This window comes from Streptomyces tricolor (assembly GCF_002155905.1).
Lineage (GTDB): Bacteria > Actinomycetota > Actinomycetes > Streptomycetales > Streptomycetaceae > Streptomyces > Streptomyces tricolor.
In genome coordinates, this window is sequence record NZ_MUMF01000035.1 from 1 (window position 1) to 21,373 (window position 21,373).

Genomic DNA, 21,373 nt, shown 5'->3' on the forward strand with positions numbered 1-21,373 from the left:
GTCATCGACTTCGGCATCGCCCGGGCCATCGGCGACGACCGGCTGACCCGGGCGGGCGCCGCGGTCGGCACACCGGCCTTCATGTCGCCGGAACAGGCCACGGGGCAGGAGCACGACGCGGCCGGCGACGTTTTTGCGCTCGCCGGAGTACTGGTGTACGCGGCCACCGGGCACGGCCCGTTCGGGAGCGGGCAGGCGGCGGACCTGCTGTACCGGGTGCGGTACGCGGAGGCGGACCTCGGCGGCGTACCGGCCGCACTCGTGCCGCTGCTCGCCCGGTGCCTGGCCAAGGAGCCGGGGGAGCGGCCGACCACGGCGCAGCTGGCGTCCCGACTCCACGACGGTGTCGGCGAGTTCGCCGACCATCTGCCCGACTGGCTGCTCGCGGACATCGCGCGGCGGGCCGCCGACGTCTGGCGGGTGGTGCCGCAGCGGTTGCCGGCTCCGGCGGTCGAGGCAGGGCCGTCCGAGGTCACCGCGCCGCCGGCGCGGCGGGGCCGCTCACGTCGCGGCTTCCTGGCCGGCGCGGGGGCGGTCGCGGTGACCGCCGCCGTGGGTGGAGGCATATGGTCGTATCGGAGGCGTGACACGACTCCGCCCGCGAAGGAGCCGCGGCAGACGCGCAACATCGCTCCGCTGTGGCAGTACGGCGGCAGGGGCTCCCTGGAGATGGACTGGTGGGGCCTGATCCGCCCCTACCGCGCCAATGGATCGATCTGGCTCCCGATGAACGCGACCGTCAAGCGCCTCGATCCGTCCGACGGCAGATCCCGGCAGCTCCTGTTCGAAGGCAACTGGTGGCAGGCGGCGGCGGTGAACGACCGGCTGTACCTCCTGGGGCAGGACTTCGACGGGCAGGGTCGCTCGATGGCGATCGTCACCTGGGACGAGGAACAGAGCTATGCGAGGCGGACCTCGACTCGCCTGGCGGACGCGGCTTACGTCATCAAGCCGAACCAGCTCCTCTGCATCTCCGACGACGTCGTGTACGTGGCGGCGGGCTACGGGAAGGAGGCGGAGGACTACGGTTTCCTGCCCTCCCAGACCTGGACGTTGCGTGCCGCCGACCTCAAGACCGGCAAGACCCTCTGGACGAAGCCGCTGCCGAAGCGGCCGGCCAGGAGCCATCGGCTGCACTTCCTCGCCGCGAAGGTCGTCGGCGGTCGCCTGGTGACCCTGCAGGAGGTGGCGGACAAGAAGGTGCACCTCGTCGTACGTGACACCGGCAGCGGATCCGTCCTGTGGGACACGCCGTACGACGTCGAGGACATCGATTCCCTCCGGAGCGAGATCGCCGCGGACGGCAGCCGTGTGTACGTCGGCGGCGACCGGCTCCGGGCACTGCGGCTGAGCGACGGATCACAGGTGTGGGCGACCGAGAGCGGGCGGCGGTACAGCCCGCCGACGCTGAAGAAGGGGGTGCTGTACACCGTCGGGAAGGGCGTCGGGCTCACGGCGGTGGACCCGGAGCGCGGCACACGCCTGTGGACCGAGGCGACCACCGAAGCGGAGGAGGCGTACACCGGCTGGCAACCGGTCATCGGCAACCGCTACGCCTACTACAAGAACGGCTTCCAGCTGCGGGCCGTGTCGCTGACGGCCCACGACATCGCCCTGACCTACCAGACCGACGCCGTGCAGTTCCACGCGGACACCCGGTCGGGACTGGTCCTCGGCGTGGACGCCGACTTCCTGTCCGCCTATCCGCTCACGTGACCACAGGCGGACCGCCTGACAGGCCGCCGCGCCGGACCGCTTCCCGGAGCTGCCCGGAGACCGCCGCCCGCCCCTCTCGTCAGAAGGACCCACCCCAGCATGAAACCCCTCGGCGCCGGCGATCCGGTCCGACTCGGCCCCTACCGTCTGCTCGGCGTCCTCGGCGAGGGCGGAATGGGCAAGGTCTACGTCGGCCAGGACCGCGCCGGTGTGCTCGCCGCCGTCAAGGTGCTGCGTCCCGAACTCGCACACGACACCGGCCTCGCCCAGCGCTTCGTACGCGAGGCGCACTCCGCTCAGGCCGTGCGCAGCAAGGGAGTCGCCGCCGTGCTCGGCGCGCACACCGAGGGAGCGCGGCCGTGGATCGCCACCGAGTTCCTCGCCGGGCTCACCCTCGACCAGGTCGTCGACACCTACGGCCCTCTCGGCGAACCCGCCGTGCGCGCCCTGGCCGCCTCCCTGGCGCGAACCCTCGCCGACATCCACGCGGTGGGCTTCGTCCACCGCGATCTCAAGCCCCCGAACATCGTGCTCACCTCGGACGGGCCACGCGTCATCGACTTCGGCATCGCCCGGCCCGAACACGGGCTCACCCTCACGACCACCGGCCAGATCCCGATCACACCGGGCTACGGCGCACCCGAGCAGGTGCTCGGCCGGCGCGTCGGCCCGCCCGCCGACGTGTTCTCGCTCGGCGCCGTGCTCGTGTACGCCGCCACCGGCAGCCGGGCGTTCGACGGCGGGCACGTGGCGGCGCTGCAGTACGAGGTGGTGCACGGGCAGCCCCGGCTGGGCGGCATGGCACCGCAGCTGCAGGCGCTCATCGGCCCCTGCCTGGCGAAGGACCCGGCCGCGCGCCCGCTCCCCGCGCAGATCGCACAGGCCATGGCAGCGCCCGGAGGAGCCGAGCGGGCCTGGCGGCGAGGGAAGATCGCGGACGCCATCAAGGAGCGGGAGTCCGCCGCCCGCCGGCTGACGACCCAGGTCACCGTCCAGCCCGCTGGCGAGACCCCCTCCGTGACACGGCGGCGCCTGATCACCGGGCTCTCCGCCGCCGGCGTGGTGGTCGCGGCCGGCGGCGGTACGACGGCCTGGTGGCTCGGCACGCGGAGCGGCACGGCACGCCGACCCGGGAAGAGCGACCCCTTCGACATCCCTCCGGCCGTGCGCACCCCCGTCCAGCGGCTCGAACGCCAACCCGGCGTGGACGAGAAGAGCTACGGCGAACCAGACGTCCTCTGGTCGATGAGCGACGTGGTGGACGTCTATTCGCCCGCGCTGCTGCCCGTGCGCGACGTCATCGTCTTCGGCTCCCCGGGAGGGGGCATCGCGGCGCACGACGTCAGGAACGGCAAGCAGCGCTGGACCGCACCCGCCATCGTGGCGAAGGGCGGCTATCTGTCGCTGTCGGACCGGCTGGTCGCCGGCACGGACGGCGACGGCACCCTGCGGACCTTCGTCGCCTCCACCGGGGAGCCCAAGTGGACCTGCCCGGCGGCCGAAGCGGCGACGCTGCTCGCCGCCGACGCGGAGGCCGTGTACGTCTTCACGAAGGACGGCAGACTCCGCAGCATCGGCCGCTCGAACGCCGAGGTCCGGTGGACCGTGACCGTCCCCGCCGACTTCCGCAAGGGGCTGGTGACCCCCGGCGCCATCGCCCGGGGCACGCTGCTGGCGGCGGCCTCGGACAACGGCAGCGTCCTCGCCGTCCGGACGGGTGACGGCCGTACGGCCTGGACCCGGACGGCCGACTTCGACCCCGACGAGGTCGTGGTCAGACCGGCCGTCCACGGCGGCACCGCCTATCTCAACGGCGAGGCACTCCAAGCCCGCCGGCTCAGCGACGGTGAGCTGATCTGGAGCGCGAAGACCTGGCGGGACACCTACTGGGGCGGACCGAAGGTGCACGAGGACGCCGTCTACGCCACCAAGGACGTCTACCCCATGCGCCTGGACAAGCGTGACGGCAGCGACCTGTGGGTGCCCGAGCGCACCGGTGTCTCCGTCAGACCGATGACCGCCGCGGCCACCAGCCGTGTCGCCGTCGCGGGCCACGCCGTCTGGGCCATCGACTACGGTCCCGATGACTCCACACCGTCCATGGAGATCAAGACGGCGAGGATCGAGGAGGGCGAACAGGTATGGCGGTACGGGATTCCCGCGTTCGACCACGGCCGCTTCGCAACCGCCGGCAACCGGGTCTTCCTCATGCACGACAGCTCGGTGGACGCCCTGACGACCTTCTGACAGCGGCGCCTCCCGTCCGAGGACGGGAGGCGCGCGGCGGCCGGGTCAGCTGGTGCCGTCCGGCACCAGCCCCACCTGGATCATCGGCTTGCCCCGCTTCCGCGACACGAAGACACCCCGGCCCGCCGGCATCGGCCGCGGCCGGACGCCACCGAGCAGATCGCCCTCGGCCGGGTCACCCGCGAGGACCACGCCCTGGGCGCCGAGTTCCTTGATGCGCTGCATGAAGGACTCGTACCCGGCACGCCCCGCACCGGCCGTGGACCGGGCGATGATGAAGCGGACGCCGACGTCACGGGCGAACGGCAGCAGCTCCGTCAGACCCGCCAGCGGGTTGCCGCTCGACGTGGACACGAGGTCGTAGTCGTCGATGATGACGTACACCGTGGGGCCTCGCCACCAGCTGCGGTTGCGCAGCTGCTCCGGGGTCACGTCGGCGGTCGGGGTGCGGCGCTGCATCAGGTCGGCCAGCGCGTCCATGTGATGCTGCATCTGGTTCGACATGGGGATGTACTCGGCCAGGTGCGACTCCGGCGTCACCCCGAGCAGCGAGCGGCGGTTGTCGACGACGAAGAGCTTGCAGGTGTCGCCGTCGTACCGCTCGGTCAGCCGCTTGATGATCAGCTTCAGCAGGTTCGACTTTCCGGACTCGCTCTCTCCGAACACCAGGAAGAACGGGTCCTGTTCGAAGTCCACGAACACCGGCTCCAGGTTGTCCTCGTCGAGGGCGAAGGAGATGCCGCGGTTCGGGAAGCGGTCGCCCGGCGGAAGCTGGGTCGCCGGGAACTCGCGCGGCAGCAGCCGTACCTCGGGGGCGCCGGGCTCCTGCCAGTGGCGGGTGACCTCCGCCGCCAGGGCGGTCGTCGCCTCCGCGAGATCCGTGTCGGAGGAGAGGCCGTCGATGCGCGGGACCGCCGCCATGAAGTGCTGCTTCTGCGGGGTCTGACCGCGTCCCGGCACTCCGGTGGGCACGTTCGCCGCGACCTTGCGGTCGATCTCGGAGTCCATGGGGTCACCCAGCCGCAGTTCGAGGCGGTTCATCAGGTGGTCCTTGAGGTTCGCGCGGACCTCCATCGAGCGCGAGGCGGTGAGGATCAGGTGGATGCCGTAGCCCAGACCGCGCGCGGCGATGTCCAGCACCAGCGGCTCCAGCGCCTCGTAGTCCGTGCGGAAGGTGCCCCAGCCGTCGATGACCAGGAACACGTCACCCCAGGGCTGGTCGGTCACCGAGATGTCCCCCCGCGCGCGGCGAGCCCGGAACTCCGCGATGGAGGAGATGCCCGCCGAGCGGAAGTACTCCTCGCGCCGGGTCATCACGCCGTACACCTCGGCCGCCGTACGCCGGACCTTCTCCGGGTCCAGCCGGGAGGCGACACCGCCCACATGCGGCAGACCGGCCACCGCGGCCATACCGCCACCACCGAAGTCAAGGCCGTAGAACTGCACCTCCCACGGGGTGTGGGTCAGCGCGAACGACGCGATGATCGAGCGCACCAGCGTCGACTTGCCGGACTGCGGACCGCCGACGATCTGCATGTGACCGGCCGCGCCGCCGAAGTCCAGCCACAGCGGGTCACGCCGCTGCTCGTACGGCTTGTCGATGAGGCCGGCCGGGACGACGAGCCGGCCCGCGCCCTCGTAGCCCGGCTGGGTCATGCCGCGGCCGGGCACCGGGGCGAGCCCCGGCAGCAGCGCGTCGAGCGACGGCGGGCTGTCCAGCGGGGGCAGCCACACCTGGTGGGCGGCCGGGCCCTGCGCCTCCAGACGCCGCACGATCACGTCGAGCACGGTGTCGGCCAGCGCGTCGTCCTGCCGCTCGCCGGTCTCCGCCTGCCGCTGCTGCGGAATCGGCACGTAATGCACCGGGACCTCGGCGGCCGTGAAGAGGACCGGCCGGCGGTCGACGGGAAGCGGGCCGCCGAGCGCCGCCGCCTGCTGCGAGCTGGTGCGGTACACCCCGGAGACGTACGCCGCCTTGAAGCGGACCATCTCGTCCGTGCCGAACTTCAGGAAGCCGGAACCGGGGACGTTCGGCAGCTCGTACGCGTCCGGGACACCGAGCGCGGCACGGGACTCCGCGGCCGAGAACGTCCGCAGACCGATGCGGTACGACAGATAGGTCTCGAGACCCCGGAGCCGGCCCTCCTCAAGGCGCTGCGAGGCCAGCAGCAGGTGCACGCCCAGCGAACGGCCGATCCGGCCGATCTGCACGAACATCTCGATGAAGTCCGGCTTCGCCGTCAGCAGCTCGCTGAACTCGTCGATCACCAGGACCAGGGACGGGATCGGCTGCAGCGGCGCACCCGCCGCGCGCGCCTTCTCGTAGTCGTGGATGTTGGCGTAGTTGCCCGCGTCGCGCAGCAGCTCCTGACGGCGGTTCAGCTCACCGCGGATCGAGTCGCCCATGCGGTCGACCAGGGTCAGGTCGTCGGCGAGGTTGGTGATGACCGCCGCCACGTGCGGCATCTGCGCCATGCCGGCGAAGGTCGCACCACCCTTGAAGTCCGCGAGGACGAAGTTCAGCGTCTCCGAGGAGTGCGTGACCGCGAGGCCCAGCACCAGGGTGCGCAGCAGCTCCGACTTGCCGGAACCGGTGGCGCCGACGCACAGGCCGTGCGGGCCCATGCCCTCCTGCGCGGCCTCCTTGAGGTCGAGCATCACGGGCCGGCCGTCCTCGCCGACACCGATCGGCACCCGCAGCCGCTCCGACTGCGAGCGGGGCCGCCATGTCCGCTTCGGGTCGACCGAGGCGGCGTCGCCCAGGTTCAGCAGGTCCGTGAACTCCAGGTTGGCGAGCAGCGGTTCGTCGTCGTCGCCGCCCGACGCCATGCGCAGCGGCGCCAGCTGACGGGCGAGCGCCTCCGCCGCCTCGTACGACAGGACGTCCGGCGTCCCTTCGTAGACCATGCCGTGCGCCGACTCCAGGCGCAGTTCCCTGGGCTGCACGATGACCGAGAGGTCGCCGCGGCCGGTGCTGAGGTCGCCCGGCACGACCTCCAGGACCGTCACGCCCTGCAGCCCCTCGGGGCTGGCCAGCAGGGAGGTGGGCGGCAGGGAGACGCCGTCGAGCACGACCACCAGGTGGGGCTGCTCGGGCACCGGCGGCCCGCCGGGGTGGAACCGCGGGCGACCCTCCAGCCGGGAAGCGAGCCGGTCCTCCAGCTCCACCGGGTCGGTGCTGATCAGGCGCAGGCTGCCGGCGCCGTCGGCGACACCCGGGGCCTGCACGTGCGGCAGCCACTTGGCCCACTCCCACTCGGGCGCCGACTCGCGTGCGGTGAAGACGGCGATGGCCAGGTCCTCGGGGGAGTGCAGCGAGGCGAGGGAGGCGGTGACGGCACGGGCGGTGCCGCGCACGGTGCCCGGCTCGCCGCTGATCGTCACGTGGTAGAAGGCGCGCAGCGAGACCGCCATCGGCAGGTCGTCGAGAGTGTTGTGGGTGGCCAGGAAACGCTGCATGGCGCCCGCGGTCAGCGGCTCCAGCTCATCGACCGGGGCGGTCTGCGGCGGGATCAGGGGGGTGGCCAGGGCCTGCGGGCCGAGGCCCACGCGCACCTGCCCGAAGTCCTCGTCGCTGGTGCGCCGCTCCCAGACCCGGCTGCCCTCGGCGACCAGCGCCCACAGTTGCTCCGGCGAAGGGTGCAGGTAGTACTGGGTGTCGCGCTGTGTCTTCGCGGTCTCCACGGCGGCGCGCCGGGTCTGGGACAGGTAGCGCAGGTAGTCACGGCGCAGGTCGGCCATCTGCCCCTGGTTGCCACGGCGGTAGCGGACCAGCATCGAGATGCCCATGGCGATGGTCGAGGCCACCATCACCATGCCCATGATCTTCATGAAGGGCTGGGCCTGCGGGTTGAAGAAGAACACCACGGACCCGCCCATGCCCAGCATGGGCAGGAGCTGCATCAGTGCGCCTTCCTGCTGCCCGCGCGGCAGTTCCGGCGGAGCTTGCAGCACGACCTCGTCCGTGGGCACTTCCTTCGGCAGTGCCCGCGGAGGGCGCTTGACGACGATGTGGCTCACTACGCACCAATTCCCTTGCCGGACCGAGATGTTTCATCCGCCGCCCCGTGTCAGGCGGACGTCGATCGCGAACCGCGATCCTACTGACAACCACCGACAACGCCGGGCGGTAGGGTGCCGGTGGAGCGCGTGAGCAGTTGCGAATGGTTCTGGGAAAACCCGGGCATTCCGCAACGGTTCGAAGCAAGTGCCTCCCGTGGATCCCGGCCAGGACCGCTCGGTCGGCCGGCGCAGCGGGCGGGCGCCGCACAACCTACACAGCATCTTTACGGGCGGAAGGGTGCGCGGTGGCACCGAAGGCCGCCCCACCACCGACGAGGGGGAACAGCAGGTGAGCATGACGGCCTCCGCGCCGGCCGGCGCGACCGGTGGACCGGGCACCGGAGCCCCTTCCGGGGCGGGCATGGGATTCGGCTTCTGCCGCGTCACCATCGTGGCGCCCGACAGCCGCATCGACGTGGCGCTGCCCGACGACGTACCGGTCGCCGACCTGTACCCGGAGATCCTGCGGCTGTCCCAGCAGAGCCCGACCGAGGGCGCGCCGGTCGGCTACCACCTCGTACGGCGTGACGGCACCGTCCTCGACGGCGCCCGGTCCTTCACGGCCCAGCGCATCCTCGACGGCGAACTGCTCACTCTGCGCCCGTTCGCCGAGTCGCTGCCCCCGGCCGTCGTCGACGACGTCTCGGAGGCGGTGGCCGCCGCGGTCACCCGGGACCGCACCCTGTGGAACGGCGACCTCACCCGGGCCGCCGGACTCGTCGCGGGCGGCATCCTGCCCGCGCTGCTCGCGTTCGTGGCCTGGAGCTCCCAGATCCGGCACGACATGCACAGCCTGCAGGGCATCATCGCGGGCATCTGCGGCGTCCTGCTCGTGACCATCGCCTGCGTACGCGCGCGTGTGTACGACGACCGGGGCTCCGCGGTCGCGCTGGGACTCGGCGCCCTGCCGAACGTCGCGGTGGCCGGTTCGGGGCTGCTGTCGCTCTCCGCGGGCGAGGGCATCGGACGGCTCCAGTTCCTGCTCGCCTGCACCGCCGTTCTGGTCGCCGCCGTCGTGCTGACCCTGGTGTCACCCGGGGGCGACGGCCCGTTCGTGGCGTTCGTCTTCGCCTCCGCCATCGGTCTGGTCACGACGTTCATCGCGATCCTCAGCGATCTGAGGCCCATCGAGACGGCCGCCGTCTGCGCCCCGCTGTCCGTCGTGGCGCTGGCCTTCCTGCCCGGCCTGTCCATGCGTTTCGCGCGGCTGCCCATCGGCTTCGAACCGCCCAACCCCTCCCGCGGCGGTTACGACAGCGGCGAGCCCGCCGCCCAGGAACCCGTCGACGCCGAGCGGATCGCCGCCCAGGCCCGGCGCGGCCACGAACTCCTCGTCGGCCTGGTCGGCGGCTGCGCCCTCGTCGCCGTGGGCGCGTCGATCGTCCTCGGCTTCTCCAGCAACATGTGGGCCCAGCTGCTGGCCCTCGCGACCGGCGTGGCGATGCTCATGCGGGCACACCTGTTCCGGTACACCGCGCAGGTCGGCGCCACCCTGGCCGCGGGTCTGGCCGCGATCGTCTTCCTCGGCCTCGGGCTGGCCCTGAACCCGCCCCGGGACTACCTGATCGACGCCTTCCGGGGCGACACCGCCGCCCTCGACATCCGCAGTGTCTGGCTGGCCGCGGCCGTCGCCGCGGCCACCGCCCTGGTCACCGCGATCGCCCTGATCACCCCGCGGCGCGGTGTCACCCCCTTCTGGGGGCGCTTCCTGGAGATCGCCGAGAGCTTCGTGCTGCTCACCCTGATCCCGCTGGCCCTCGCGGTCTTCGACGTATACGCCCAGGCCCGCGCCATGACCAGCTAGCCCCCATCACCCGATACGAGCGGGGGGCGGCACGCGCGCGTGCCGCCCCCCGTCTCGTCGCGCAGCTCACTGCACGTCGAGCCCCCCGTTATGGGCCATCGGCTTCAGATCGAACTCCCCGTCCCGCGCCCCCAGCACGAACGCCCGCCACTCCGCCTCGGTGTAGCGGAGCACGGTGTCCGGGTCGAGGGAGGAACGCATCGCCACCGCCCCGCCGGGCAGGTACGCGATCTCGACGCGCTCCTCGTGCTCCTCCGTGCCCGGCGCGCAGTGCCACTCGACGCCCGAGATGTCGAGCGCGTACAGCTCGTCCCGCTCCCGCTCCTTGCGCGCCTTGATCTCCGCTTCCGTCTCCGCCATCGTGCAGCGACCCCTTCCCGAGGTAGGTACGGTCCCGGCGCTCACCCTAGTGGCCGACGCCGCGCCACCAGGAGGTTTCGGCGACCGGGCGTAAGGAGTCCGCCATCTCCTGGTACCCTCGGTGACGGCCGTTTGTGTACGCACCCCCGGAACCGTCCGTGTTCTGGAGGCCGCGCCCAGCGGATCCCCGCCTCCCGAGTAACGGAAGCTCCCCCGAGACGTAGACCGGGGGCACTCGGTGGCACTCAACAGACTATGAGGAGTACGCGTGTCGCTCGACGCCGCTACGAAGAAGCAGATCATCGCCGAGTTCGGTACCAAGGAGGGTGACACCGGCTCCCCCGAGGTCCAGGTCGCTCTGCTCTCCCGTCGGATCTCCGACCTGACCGAGCACCTCAAGACCCACAAGCACGACCACCACTCCCGTCGTGGCCTGCTGATCCTGGTCGGTCAGCGCCGTCGCCTGCTGCAGTACCTGGCGAAGAAGGACATCCAGCGCTTCCGTACGCTGGTCGACCGCCTCGGCATCCGCCGCGGTGCGGCGGGCGCCAAGTAAGACGCCGTGAGGGGAGCGGTTCCCGAAAGGACTCGGGGACCGCTCCCTTTGCCGTATGCGGGGCCCGGCCGCTTGCCGTATGCAGGGCTCTGCCGCTCACACGGAATACTCCGCCGCTGAAGCGGAAACATGCGGAGTGTCACTCACGCTTTGTAGTGTGGTAGCACAACGCAGTACGTACGACACAGAACGAGGAGAAGCGCACCCAGCCGCCGCCGGTCCTCGGTAGTGGCCCCCGGGGGAAGCGAGCCCCGGGTGCTTCGATCGAAGACCGGCCCGCACCGCACGGAGCGCTTCTCCACCACCGTCCCCCTGCCACACGGGCAGCCAAGGGACGAAAAGACGATAAGTAACGGAGAAAACGCTAGTGGAGAACGAGACCCACTACGCCGAGGCCGTCATCGACAACGGTCCCTTCGGCACCCGCACCATCCGCTTCGAGACGGGCCGCCTGGCCAAGCAGGCCGCCGGCTCCGCCGTGGCGTACCTGGACGACGACACCATGGTGCTGTCGGCCACCACCGCCTCCAAGAACCCCAAGGACCAGCTCGACTTCTTCCCCCTCACGGTGGACGTCGAGGAGCGGATGTACGCCGCCGGCAAGATCCCCGGCAGCTTCTTCCGCCGTGAGGGCCGGCCGTCCGAGGACGCGATCCTCACCTGCCGCCTCATCGACCGCCCGCTGCGCCCGTCCTTCAAGAAGGGCCTGCGCAACGAGATCCAGGTCGTCGCCACGATCATGGCGCTCAACCCCGACCACCTGTACGACGTCGTGGCGATCAACGCCGCGTCCGCGTCCACGCAGCTGGCCGGCTTGCCCTTCTCCGGCCCGATCGGCGGCGTCCGCGTCGCGCTGATCCGCGGCCAGTGGGTCGCCTTCCCGACCCACACCGAGCTGGAGGACGCCGTCTTCGACATGGTCGTCGCCGGCCGTGTCCTGGAGGACGGCGACGTCGCGATCATGATGGTCGAGGCCGAGGCCACCGAGAAGACCATCAAGCTGGTCGAGGGCGGCGCCGAGGCGCCGACCGAGGAGGTCGTCGCCGCCGGTCTGGAGGCCGCGAAGCCCTTCATCAAGGTCCTGTGCCGCGCCCAGGCCGACCTCGCCGCCAAGGCCGCCAAGCCGACCGCCGAGTTCCCGATCTTCCTGGACTACCAGGACGACGTGTTCGAGGCGCTGACGGCCGCCGTCAAGCCCGAGCTGGCCCAGGCGCTCACCATCGCCGGCAAGCAGGAGCGCGAGGCCGAGCTGGACCGCGTCAAGGGCCTGGCCGCCGAGAAGCTGCTGCCGGAGTTCGAGGGCCGCGAGAAGGAGATCTCCGCCGCGTACCGCTCGCTCACCAAGCAGCTGGTCCGCGAGCGCGTGATCAAGGAGAAGAAGCGGATCGACGGCCGCGGCCTGACGGACATCCGCACCCTGGCCGCCGAGGTCGAGGCCATCCCGCGGGTCCACGGCTCCGCCGTGTTCGAGCGTGGCGAGACCCAGATCCTGGGCGTCACCACCCTCAACATGCTCCGCATGGAGCAGCAGCTGGACACCCTCTCCCCGGTGACCCGCAAGCGCTACATGCACAACTACAACTTCCCGCCGTACTCCACCGGCGAGACCGGCCGCGTCGGCTCCCCGAAGCGCCGCGAGATCGGCCACGGCGCCCTCGCCGAGCGCGCCCTGATCCCGGTCCTGCCGACGCGCGAGGAGTTCCCCTACGCGATCCGTCAGGTCTCCGAGGCGCTCAGCTCCAACGGCTCGACGTCCATGGGCTCGGTCTGCGCCTCCACCATGTCGCTGCTGAACGCCGGTGTGCCGCTGAAGGCCCCGGTCGCCGGTATCGCCATGGGTCTGATCTCCCAGGAGATCGACGGCGAGACGCACTACGTCACCCTCACCGACATCCTCGGTGCGGAGGACGCCTTCGGCGACATGGACTTCAAGGTCGCCGGCACCAAGGAATTCGTGACCGCCCTCCAGCTCGACACCAAGCTGGACGGCATCCCGGCCTCCGTCCTCGCCGCGGCCCTCAAGCAGGCCCGCGACGCCCGCCTGCACATCCTCGACGTGATGATGGAGGCCATCGACCGGCCCGACGAGATGAGCCCGCACGCCCCGCGGATCATCACCGTCAAGATCCCGGTCGACAAGATCGGTGAGGTCATCGGCCCCAAGGGCAAGATGATCAACCAGATCCAGGAGGACACGGGCGCCGAGATCACCATCGAGGACGACGGCACGATCTACATCGGCGCCGCCGACGGCCCCTCCGCCGAGGCCGCCCGCGCCACGATCAACGGCATCGCCAACCCGACGATGCCCGAGGTCGGCGAGCGCTACCTCGGTACGGTCGTCAAGACGACCACCTTCGGTGCGTTCGTCTCCCTGCTGCCCGGCAAGGACGGTCTGCTGCACATCTCGCAGATCCGCAAGCTCGCCGGCGGCAAGCGCGTGGAGAACGTCGAGGACGTGCTCGGCGTGGGCCAGAAGGTCCAGGTCGAGATCGCCGAGATCGACTCCCGCGGCAAGCTCTCCCTGGTCCCCGTGATCGAGGGCGAGGAAGGCTCTGACGAGTCGAAGGACGACGCCGAGCAGTGACGTCCCGTAGCTCCAAGGCGACGGCCCGCCCCTCTTCGGAGGCGCGGGCCGTCGCCCGTACCCAAACCCTCATCAAGGGGATGAACGGCATCGGTACGGTCCGCAAGACCACCCTCCCCGGCGGCCTGCGCGTCGTCACCGAGACTCTGCCCTCCGTCCGCTCGGCCACCTTCGGCATCTGGGCGCACGTCGGCTCCCGTGACGAGACCCCGTCCCTGAACGGCGCCACGCACTACCTGGAGCACCTGCTCTTCAAGGGCACGAACCGCCGCAGCGCGCTCGACATCTCCTCCGCGCTCGACGCGGTCGGCGGCGAGATGAACGCGTTCACGGCCAAGGAGTACACGTGCTACTACGCGCGCGTGCTCGACACCGACCTGCCCCTGGCCATCGACGTCGTCTGCGACATGCTGACCGGCTCGCTGATCCGCGAGGAGGACGTCGACGTCGAGCGCGGCGCGATCCTCGAAGAGATCGCCATGACCGAGGACGACCCCGGCGACTGTGTGCACGACCTGTTCGCGCACACCATGTTCGGCGACAACGCTCTCGGCCGCCCGGTCCTCGGCACGGTCGACACGGTCAACGCCCTGACCGCCGACCGCATCCGCCGCTTCTACAAGAAGCACTACGACCCGACCCACCTCGTGGTCGCCTGCGCCGGCAACGTCGACCACAACAAGGTCGTCCGCCAGGTCCGCGCGGCCTTCGAGAAGGCGGGCGCCCTGCGGAACACCGACGCGCAGCCCATCGCCCCGCGCGCCGGCCGCCGTACGATCCGTGCCCTCGGCAAGGTCGAGCTGCTGGCCCGCAAGACCGAGCAGGCGCACGTCGTCCTCGGCATGCCGGGCCTCGCGCGCACCGACGACCGCCGCTGGGCCATGGGCGTGCTCAACACCGCCCTCGGCGGCGGCATGTCCTCCCGCCTCTTCCAGGAGGTCCGGGAGAAGCGCGGCCTGGCCTACAGCGTGTACTCGTACACCTCCGGCTTCGCCGACTGCGGCCTGTTCGGCGTCTACGCCGGCTGCCGGCCCAGCCAGGTGCACGACGTGCTGCGGATCTGCCGCGACGAACTCGACCACGTCGCGCACAACGGCCTCTCCGACGAGGAGATCGCCCGCGCCATCGGCCAGCTGAGGGGGTCCACGGTGCTGGGCCTGGAGGACACCGGCGCGCTGATGAACCGTATCGGCAAGAGCGAGCTGTGCTGGGGCGAGCAGATGTCCGTGGACGACATGCTGGCGAAGATAGCCGCGGTCACTCCGGACGAGGTCCGGTCCGTCGCCCGCGACATCCTGGGACAGCGCCCGTCGCTGTCGGTCATCGGCCCGCTCAAGGACAAGCAGGCCGCCCGGCTGCACGACGCGGTCGCCTGAAACACCACCGGTTAGGAAGCAGGAACATGAGCAAGCTGCGCGTGGCGGTCCTCGGTGCCAAGGGCCGGATCGGATCGGAGGCGGTCAAGGCGGTCGAGGCCGCCGAGGACATGGAGCTGGTCGCCGCCCTCGGCAGCGGCGACAAGCTGGAGACGCTGGCGGAGACCGGCGCCCAGGTCGCCGTGGAGCTGACCACCCCCGCCTCGGTCATGGGCAACCTCGACTTCTGCGTGCGCCACGGCATCCACGCGGTGGTCGGTACGACGGGCTGGACCGACGACCGCCTCGCCCAGCTGAAGGGCTGGCTGGCCCAGTCCCCGGAGACCGGCGTGCTCATCGCGCCCAACTTCTCCATCGGGGCCGTGCTGACGATGAAGTTCGCGCAGATCGCCGCGCCGTACTTCGAGTCGGTCGAGGTGGTCGAGCTGCACCACCCGAACAAGGTGGACGCCCCCTCCGGCACTGCCACGCGCACCGCCCAGCTCATCGCCGAGGCCCGCCGGGCGGCCGGTACGGCCCCGGCGCCGGACGCCACCGTCACGGCCCTGGACGGCGCCCGGGGCGCGGACGTGGACGGCGTCCCGGTCCACGCCGTCCGCCTGCGCGGCCTCCTGGCCCACCAGGAGGTCCTGCTCGGCGGCGAGGGCGAGACCCTCACCATCCGCCACGACTCCCTGCACCACAGCAGCTTCATGCCGGGCATCCTGCTCGGCGCCCGCCGCGTGGTGACCGCTCCGGGCCTCACCTTCGGCCTGGAGCACTTCCTGGACCTGGGCTGACACCGTCATGCGAGCCAAGCTGTCCTACGCCGTCACGGCCGCCGTCCTGGTCTTCTACTTCGTCCTGGTCGGCAGCCGCGGCGTCCTGCTCATCCAGTCCGGCACGCTCCTCACCGTCACCTTCGGCGTGGCCGTGCTGATCCTGCCGTTCATCGGCCTGTGGTTCCTGTGGAAGAACACCCAGTTCGTCCGCAAGGCCAACCAGCTCGCCGCCGAACTCGACGCCGAGGGCGGCCTCCCGGTCGACGAGCTGAAACGCCTGCCCAGCGGCCGTATCGACCGCGACTCGGCCGACGAGGTGTTCGCCCGGCGCAAGGCCGAGACGGAGGCGTCTCCGGACGACTGGCGCTGCTGGTTCCGCCTCGCCGTGGCCTACCACGACGCCCGTGACACCCCCCGCGCCCGCAAGGCGATGCAGCGCGCCATCACCCTGCACGACGGCGGGCCCGTGCGCACCTGACATCCACAGCCCCCGCCGTGGCCGGGCCGCGGCCGGTGGCCGTACCGCGCCGAAGGGGCCGGGCCGTGGTCTTCTCCACGGCCCGGCCCCTTCGGTTCGGTCCGCCGGGTCAGGCGTGACGGTTCTCCGCGGCCCACGCCTCCACCGCGTCCGCCGCCCGGTCGAAAGCCATCGGCCGGCCCACGAAGTCCAGGCCGTGCGTGGTGAGCAGCGGCGGGGTGTCCTCGGCGGGCCGGTCCCCGAGGACGAGCGCCAGCGCCTGCCCCTGCACCGTGCGCGGCAGCCCCAGCCAGCGCACCGGCTGCTGCACCGTCCGCACGGAGACCACCCGCGGCCACGGCACCGTCCGCGTCACCAGGAAGCCGGTGCGGCGCAGCCCGCGCCCGCTCACCCACACGCCCATGCGCAGCAGCCGCAGCGCCACGGCGACGATCGCCACTCCGACGCCGAGCACGACGCCGCCGGTGGACAGCGAGCCGGTCAGCGCGGTGAGCACCGCGCCGAACAGCACGAGCGAGGCGAACAGCAGCACCAGCGCGGCCACGCCCACACGCCAGGGCCCCGGCCGGTAGGGGCGCCGCCAGCGGTCCGGGTCGTCGTACGGCAGCGCGCTCTCGGCCACTGCGTCAAAGGTGCGGTCGGCCGTCAGGAAGGGCAGGGGCACGGCTGGTCCTCACTCGCTCCTCGCGTGGGCTGTGCCGTGAGGCTATCCGGCCCTCTTCCCGCCCACCAGCCGTGAGCGTCCGGAAGAGTCAGTGCCCGCGCTCAGTGCCCCTGGGACGCCTGGGACTGCTGAGTCGGTGTGCCGGACGGCGTGGAGAGCGCCGGCATCGCCAGGATCAGCGCTCCCACGAGCCCGGCGACGAGGGTCAGGCCCAGCAGCCAGCGCCCGGCCATCTCGGCGGCGGACGCCCGCCGACGGGGCGGGGGAGTGACATTGCTGCGGAACCTGTCCGCCTCGGCCAGGAAGGCGAAGGGTACGGGCTCGCGGGGGGACATCGTGGTCGCCACTCCTTTCGGGATCGAAGGTCGAAGGATCGAAGGCATCGAAGATCGAACGTGCACGCCTCACCGGTACAGACGCGCGGGTGACACAAAAGGTGCCCATGTCCGAAAAAATCTCGGGTGCGTTTTTTGGGGGGGCGAGGTGGTGGCCCGGCTCCGCCGGGTGCCCCCGTAAGGTGGTCGCCAACCACAGCAGTGATGGGAAGGACCCCTACCCCCGTGACCACCCCCGAGTCGCTCACGTTCCGCGGTGACGTCACCGTCGAGCTGGTGAAGTCCAGCGCTTCGGACGCAGACGTGCTCTTCGCCGCCCGTGTCTCCACCGCCGGCGAGCAGTCCCTGGACGAGCTGAAGAAGGACCCCGAGCGCTCCAAGGGCCTGATCAACTTCCTGATGCGCGACCGGCACGGCAGCCCGTTCGAGCACAACTCGATGACGTTCTTCATCAGCGCCCCGATCTTCGTCTTCCGTGAGTTCATGCGGCACCGCGTCGGCTGGTCGTACAACGAGGAGTCCGGCCGCTACCGCGAGCTGCAGCCGGTCTTCTACGTCCCCGACGAGTCCCGCAAGCTCGTCCAGCAGGGCCGCCCCGGCAAGTACGAGTTCGTCGAGGGCACCCCGGCCCAGCACGAGGCCGTGACCAGCGCGCTCCGGGAGTCGTACGAGCAGTCGTACGCCGCCTACCAGAAGCTGCTCGCCGAGGGCGTCGCGCGCGAGGTGGCCCGTGCCGCCCTGCCCGTCGGCCTCTACTCCTCGATGTACGCCACCTGCAACGCACGCTCCCTGATGCACTTCCTCGGCCTGCGCACCCAGCACGAGCTGGCCAAGGTGCCGTCCTTCCCGCAGCGGGAGATCGAGATGGTGGGCGAGAAGATGGAGGCGGAGTGGGCGAAGCTCATGCCGCTGACGTACGCCGCCTTCAACGCGAACGGGCGTGTGGCCCCGTAGCGAAGCCTTGTTCCCCTGGCGGAACGGATGTGCGGATCAGCCTCGCGAAGTGTCCGTATTGCGGCATTTAGAGAAGTTCATCTAGCCTGATCAAACGGACCCGGCACTGCTTGAACCCCCGAGCAGGCAGTGCCGGGCTCCTTCTTTGTCCTGACTTTCCCGGCACCCCAAGGGCGCACCTCGTATCGCGCACCGAGTAGCGTGTTACCCATGGCTCCGACCTCGACTCCGCAGACCCCCTTCGGGCGGGTCCTCACCGCCATGGTCACGCCCTTCACGGCGGACGGCGCACTCGACCTCGACGGCGCGCAGCGGCTCGCCGCCCACCTGGTGGACGCAGGCAACGACGGCCTGATCGTCAACGGCACCACCGGCGAGTCCCCCACCACCAGCGACGCGGAGAAATCGGACCTCGTACGAGCCGTCCTGGAGGCCGTCGGCGACCGCGCCCACGTCGTCGCCGGCGTCGGAACCAACGACACCCACCACAGCATCGAGCTGGCCCGCGAGGCCGAGCGCATCGGCGCCCACGGCCTCCTGGTCGTCACGCCGTACTACAACAAGCCCCCGCAGGAGGGCCTGTACCGGCACTTCACGGCCGTCGCCGACGCCACCGGCCTGCCCGTCATGCTCTACGACATCCCCGGCCGCAGCGGCGTCCCGATCAACACCGAGACCCTCGTCCGGCTCGCCGAGCACCCCCGGATCGTCGCCAACAAGGACGCCAAGGGCGACCTCGGCCGCGCCAGCTGGGCCATCGCCCAGTCCGGCCTCGCCTGGTACTCCGGCGACGACATGCTCAACCTCCCGCTGCTCTCCGTCGGCGCGGTCGGCTTCGTCTCGGTCGTCGGCCACCTCGTCACCCCCGACCTGCGCGCCCTGGTCGACGCGTACGTCTCCGGCGACGTCGTCAAGGCCACCGAGATCCACCAGAAGCTGCTCCCGGTCTACACCGGCATGTTCCGCACCCAGGGCGTCATGACCACCAAGGCCGCCCTCGCCCTCCAGGGCCTGCCCGCGGGACCGCTGCGCTCGCCCATGGTCGAGTGCTCCCCCGAGGAGATCGCCCAGCTCAAGATCGATCTTGCCGCCGGCGGGGTACAGCTCTGACTACAGACTTCGCACCACAGGGGCTTCACAACTGAAGAAGAACTGAAGAAAAAACTGAAGAACAACAGAAGACGAGGCAGGCCACCGGTGCCTGCATCCACAACGACAACTGCTTCCGCACGAACGTCATGCGCGCCACGTGCCGTACCGGTACGTGGCGCGCGTGGTGAGGAGAGTCTTTTGAGTCATCCGCATCCTGAACTCGGCCCGCCGCCGCCGCTCCCCGAGGGCGGCCTGCGGGTCACCCCGCTCGGCGGCCTCGGCGAGATCGGCCGGAACATGACGGTCTTCGAGTACGGCGGCCGCCTGCTGATCGTCGACTGCGGAGTGCTCTTCCCGGAGGAGGAGCAGCCCGGAATCGACCTGATCCTGCCGGACTTCTCGTCCATCCGTAACCGCCTGGACGACATCGAGGGCATCGTCCTCACGCACGGACACGAGGACCACATCGGCGGCGTCCCGTTCCTGCTCCGCGAGAAGCCGGACATCCCGCTGATCGGCTCCAAGCTCACCCTCGCCCTGATCGAGGCCAAGCTCCAGGAGCACCGGATCCGTCCGTACACGCTGGAGGTGGCGGAGGGGAACCGGGAGCGCATCGGCCCCTTCGACTGCGAGTTCATCGCCGTCAACCACTCCATCCCGGACGCCCTGGCCGTCGCCATCCGTACGCCCGCCGGCATGGCGGTGCACACCGGCGACTTCAAGATGGACCAGCTCCCGCTGGACAACCGCCTCACCGACCTGCACGCCTTCGCGCGGCTGAGCGAGGAGGGCATCGACCTCCTTCTCAGCGACTCCACGAACGCCGAGGTCCCGGGGTTCACCCCGCACGAGCGCGACATCTCCAACGTCCTGCGGCAGGTCTTCGCCGGCGCCCGCAAGCGGATCATCGTGGCGAGCTTCGCCAGCCACGTCCACCGCATCCAGCAGATTCTGGACGCGGCCCACGAGTACGGCCGCCGGGTCGCCTTCGTCGGCCGGTCCATGGTCCGCAACATGGGCATCGCCCGCGACCTGGGCTATCTGAAGGTCCCGGCGGGCCTGGTGGTCGACGTCAAGACGCTGGACGACCTGCCCGACCACGAGGTGGTCCTGGTCTGCACGGGCTCTCAGGGCGAGCCGATGGCAGCCCTGTCCCGCATGGCCAACCGCGACCACCAGATCCGCATCGTCCAGGGCGACACCGTCATCCTCGCGTCCTCGCTGATCCCGGGGAACGAGAACGCGGTCTACCGCGTGATCAACGGCCTGACCCGCTGGGGCGCCAACGTCGTCCACAAGGGCAACGCCAAGGTGCATGTCTCCGGTCACGCGTCCGCGGGCGAGCTGCTGTACTTCTACAACATCTGCCGCCCGCGGAACCTGATGCCGGTCCACGGCGAATGGCGCCACCTGCGGGCCAACGCCGAGCTGGGCGCCCTGACGGGCGTCCCGCACGACCGGATCGTCATCGCCGAGGACGGCGTGGCGGTCGACCTGGTCGACGGCAAGGCCAAGATCTCCGGCAAGGTCCAGGCCGGTTACGTCTACGTCGACGGCCTCTCGGTCGGCGACGTCGGCGAGCCGGCGCTGAAGGACCGCAAGATCCTCGGCGACGAGGGCATCATCTCGGTCTTCGTGGTCATGGACGCCTCCACCGGGAAGATCACCGGCGGCCCGCACGTCCAGGCGCGCGGCTCCGGCATCGAGGACTCGGCCTTCACCGACGTGATCCCGAAGATCACGGAGGTCCTGGAGCGGTCCGCCCAGGACGGCGTCGTGGAGCCCCACCAGCTCCAGCAGCTCATCCGCCGGACCCTCGGCAAGTGGGTCTCGGAGACCTATCGCCGCAGGCCGATGATCCTCCCGGTGGTCGTGGAGGTCTGACGACCCGTCGGTGTACGTCAGGAGCGGGGCGCCTCGATTTGCATCGGGGCGCCCCGCTCCAGTACGTTTACGGCTCCGCCCAACCGGGAACCCCAGCACTTCACGCGCTGGACACGGATGCCCGGAGCGGGTGGGAAAACCGACTCAGAACTTCTGATAGAGTCGGAACCGCCGGAAAGGGAAACGCGAGAGCGGGAACCTGGAAAGCACCGAGGAAATCGGATCGAGAAAAGATCTGATAGAGTCGGAAACACCGAAGGGAAGCGCCCGGAGGAAAGCCCGAGAGGGTGAGTACAAAGGAAGCGACCGTTCCTTGAGAACTCAACAGCGTGCCAAAAGTCAACGCCAGATATGTTGATACCCCGTCCGTCGGAACAATCCGATGGTCGAGGTTCCTTTGAAAAAACACAGCGAGGACGCTGTGAACATCGGGACTATTCCTCCCGATGTTCCGCTCTCGTGGTGTTGCACCGGATCACCGGTAAACATTCACGGAG

Annotated in this window: 15 protein-coding genes; 11 read left to right on the top strand and 4 right to left on the bottom strand. The window is 70.5% G+C overall.

Going from position 1 to position 21,373, the window contains the following annotated elements:
* On the top strand, positions 1 to 1,716 hold a 1,716-nt coding region (locus CCN44_RS02930), incomplete at its 5' end, for an outer membrane protein assembly factor BamB family protein (RefSeq protein WP_086696765.1).
* A gap of 99 nt (positions 1,717 to 1,815) precedes the next feature.
* Complete coding sequence (locus CCN44_RS02935) at positions 1,816 to 3,963, top strand: protein kinase domain-containing protein (RefSeq protein ID WP_086696766.1); 2,148 nt, start codon at positions 1,816 to 1,818, stop codon at positions 3,961 to 3,963.
* A 45-nt stretch (positions 3,964 to 4,008) separates the two neighbouring features.
* Here CCN44_RS02935 and eccCa read toward each other — a convergent pair whose 3' ends face one another.
* Positions 4,009 to 7,983: a type VII secretion protein EccCa gene (eccCa, locus tag CCN44_RS02940; protein ID WP_059252931.1), complete on the bottom strand. Its 3,975-nt coding sequence runs from the start codon at positions 7,981 to 7,983 to the stop codon at positions 4,009 to 4,011.
* A 337-nt stretch (positions 7,984 to 8,320) separates the two neighbouring features.
* Here eccCa and eccD point away from each other — a divergent pair, with 337 nt between their 5' ends.
* Positions 8,321 to 9,829: a type VII secretion integral membrane protein EccD gene (gene eccD, locus CCN44_RS02945; protein WP_086696770.1), complete on the top strand. Its 1,509-nt coding sequence runs from the start codon at positions 8,321 to 8,323 to the stop codon at positions 9,827 to 9,829.
* 66 nt (positions 9,830 to 9,895) lie between these two features.
* Here eccD and CCN44_RS02950 read toward each other — a convergent pair whose 3' ends face one another.
* A complete protein-coding gene (locus CCN44_RS02950; RefSeq protein ID WP_030657600.1) occupies positions 9,896 to 10,189 on the bottom strand; it encodes a DUF397 domain-containing protein in 294 nt (97 codons plus the stop codon).
* Positions 10,190 to 10,457: 268 nt separating this feature from the next.
* On the opposite strand from CCN44_RS02950, the gene rpsO reads away from it, so the two are divergent.
* The 5 genes from rpsO to CCN44_RS02975 all read left to right on the top strand — a co-directional run bounded on the left by rpsO (position 10,458) and on the right by CCN44_RS02975 (position 15,947).
* Entirely contained in the window at positions 10,458 to 10,745 is a 288-nt protein-coding gene (gene rpsO / locus CCN44_RS02955; RefSeq protein WP_030619140.1) for a 30S ribosomal protein S15, read from the top strand.
* A 367-nt stretch (positions 10,746 to 11,112) separates the two neighbouring features.
* A complete protein-coding gene (locus tag CCN44_RS02960; RefSeq protein WP_086696767.1) occupies positions 11,113 to 13,332 on the top strand; it encodes a polyribonucleotide nucleotidyltransferase in 2,220 nt (739 codons plus the stop codon).
* Positions 13,329 to 14,708 carry a M16 family metallopeptidase gene (locus tag CCN44_RS02965; RefSeq protein ID WP_059252933.1) on the top strand — a complete coding sequence of 460 codons (1,380 nt, stop codon included), beginning with the start codon at positions 13,329 to 13,331 and terminating at the stop codon, positions 14,706 to 14,708. The genes CCN44_RS02960 and CCN44_RS02965 overlap by 4 nt, the downstream gene beginning before the upstream one ends.
* Before the next feature lie 26 nt (positions 14,709 to 14,734).
* The gene (dapB, locus tag CCN44_RS02970; protein WP_059252934.1) at positions 14,735 to 15,487 is read left to right on the top strand and encodes a 4-hydroxy-tetrahydrodipicolinate reductase; all 753 of its coding nucleotides are present in this window, start codon (positions 14,735 to 14,737) and stop codon (positions 15,485 to 15,487) included.
* 7 nt (positions 15,488 to 15,494) lie between these two features.
* Complete coding sequence (locus CCN44_RS02975) at positions 15,495 to 15,947, top strand: tetratricopeptide repeat protein (protein WP_059252935.1); 453 nt, start codon at positions 15,495 to 15,497, stop codon at positions 15,945 to 15,947.
* A 109-nt stretch (positions 15,948 to 16,056) separates the two neighbouring features.
* Here CCN44_RS02975 and CCN44_RS02980 read toward each other — a convergent pair whose 3' ends face one another.
* Both CCN44_RS02980 and CCN44_RS02985 read right to left on the bottom strand, forming a co-directional pair.
* Entirely contained in the window at positions 16,057 to 16,611 is a 555-nt protein-coding gene (locus CCN44_RS02980) for a hypothetical protein (protein WP_086696768.1), read from the bottom strand.
* A gap of 101 nt (positions 16,612 to 16,712) precedes the next feature.
* Positions 16,713 to 16,946, bottom strand: a complete 234-nt coding sequence (locus CCN44_RS02985; protein ID WP_059252937.1) for a hypothetical protein — start codon at positions 16,944 to 16,946, stop codon at positions 16,713 to 16,715.
* Positions 16,947 to 17,150: 204 nt separating this feature from the next.
* Here CCN44_RS02985 and thyX point away from each other — a divergent pair, with 204 nt between their 5' ends.
* From thyX to CCN44_RS03000, 3 genes are all read left to right on the top strand, one after another.
* Positions 17,151 to 17,900 carry an FAD-dependent thymidylate synthase gene (thyX, locus tag CCN44_RS02990; protein WP_059252938.1) on the top strand — a complete coding sequence of 250 codons (750 nt, stop codon included), beginning with the start codon at positions 17,151 to 17,153 and terminating at the stop codon, positions 17,898 to 17,900.
* A gap of 210 nt (positions 17,901 to 18,110) precedes the next feature.
* Complete coding sequence (dapA, locus tag CCN44_RS02995; RefSeq protein ID WP_059252939.1) at positions 18,111 to 19,010, top strand: 4-hydroxy-tetrahydrodipicolinate synthase; 900 nt, start codon at positions 18,111 to 18,113, stop codon at positions 19,008 to 19,010.
* A gap of 180 nt (positions 19,011 to 19,190) precedes the next feature.
* Positions 19,191 to 20,876 (top strand): ribonuclease J, encoded by a 1,686-nt coding sequence (locus CCN44_RS03000; RefSeq protein ID WP_059252940.1) that lies wholly within the window; start codon positions 19,191 to 19,193, stop codon positions 20,874 to 20,876.
* The last annotated feature ends 497 nt before the right edge of the window (positions 20,877 to 21,373 follow it).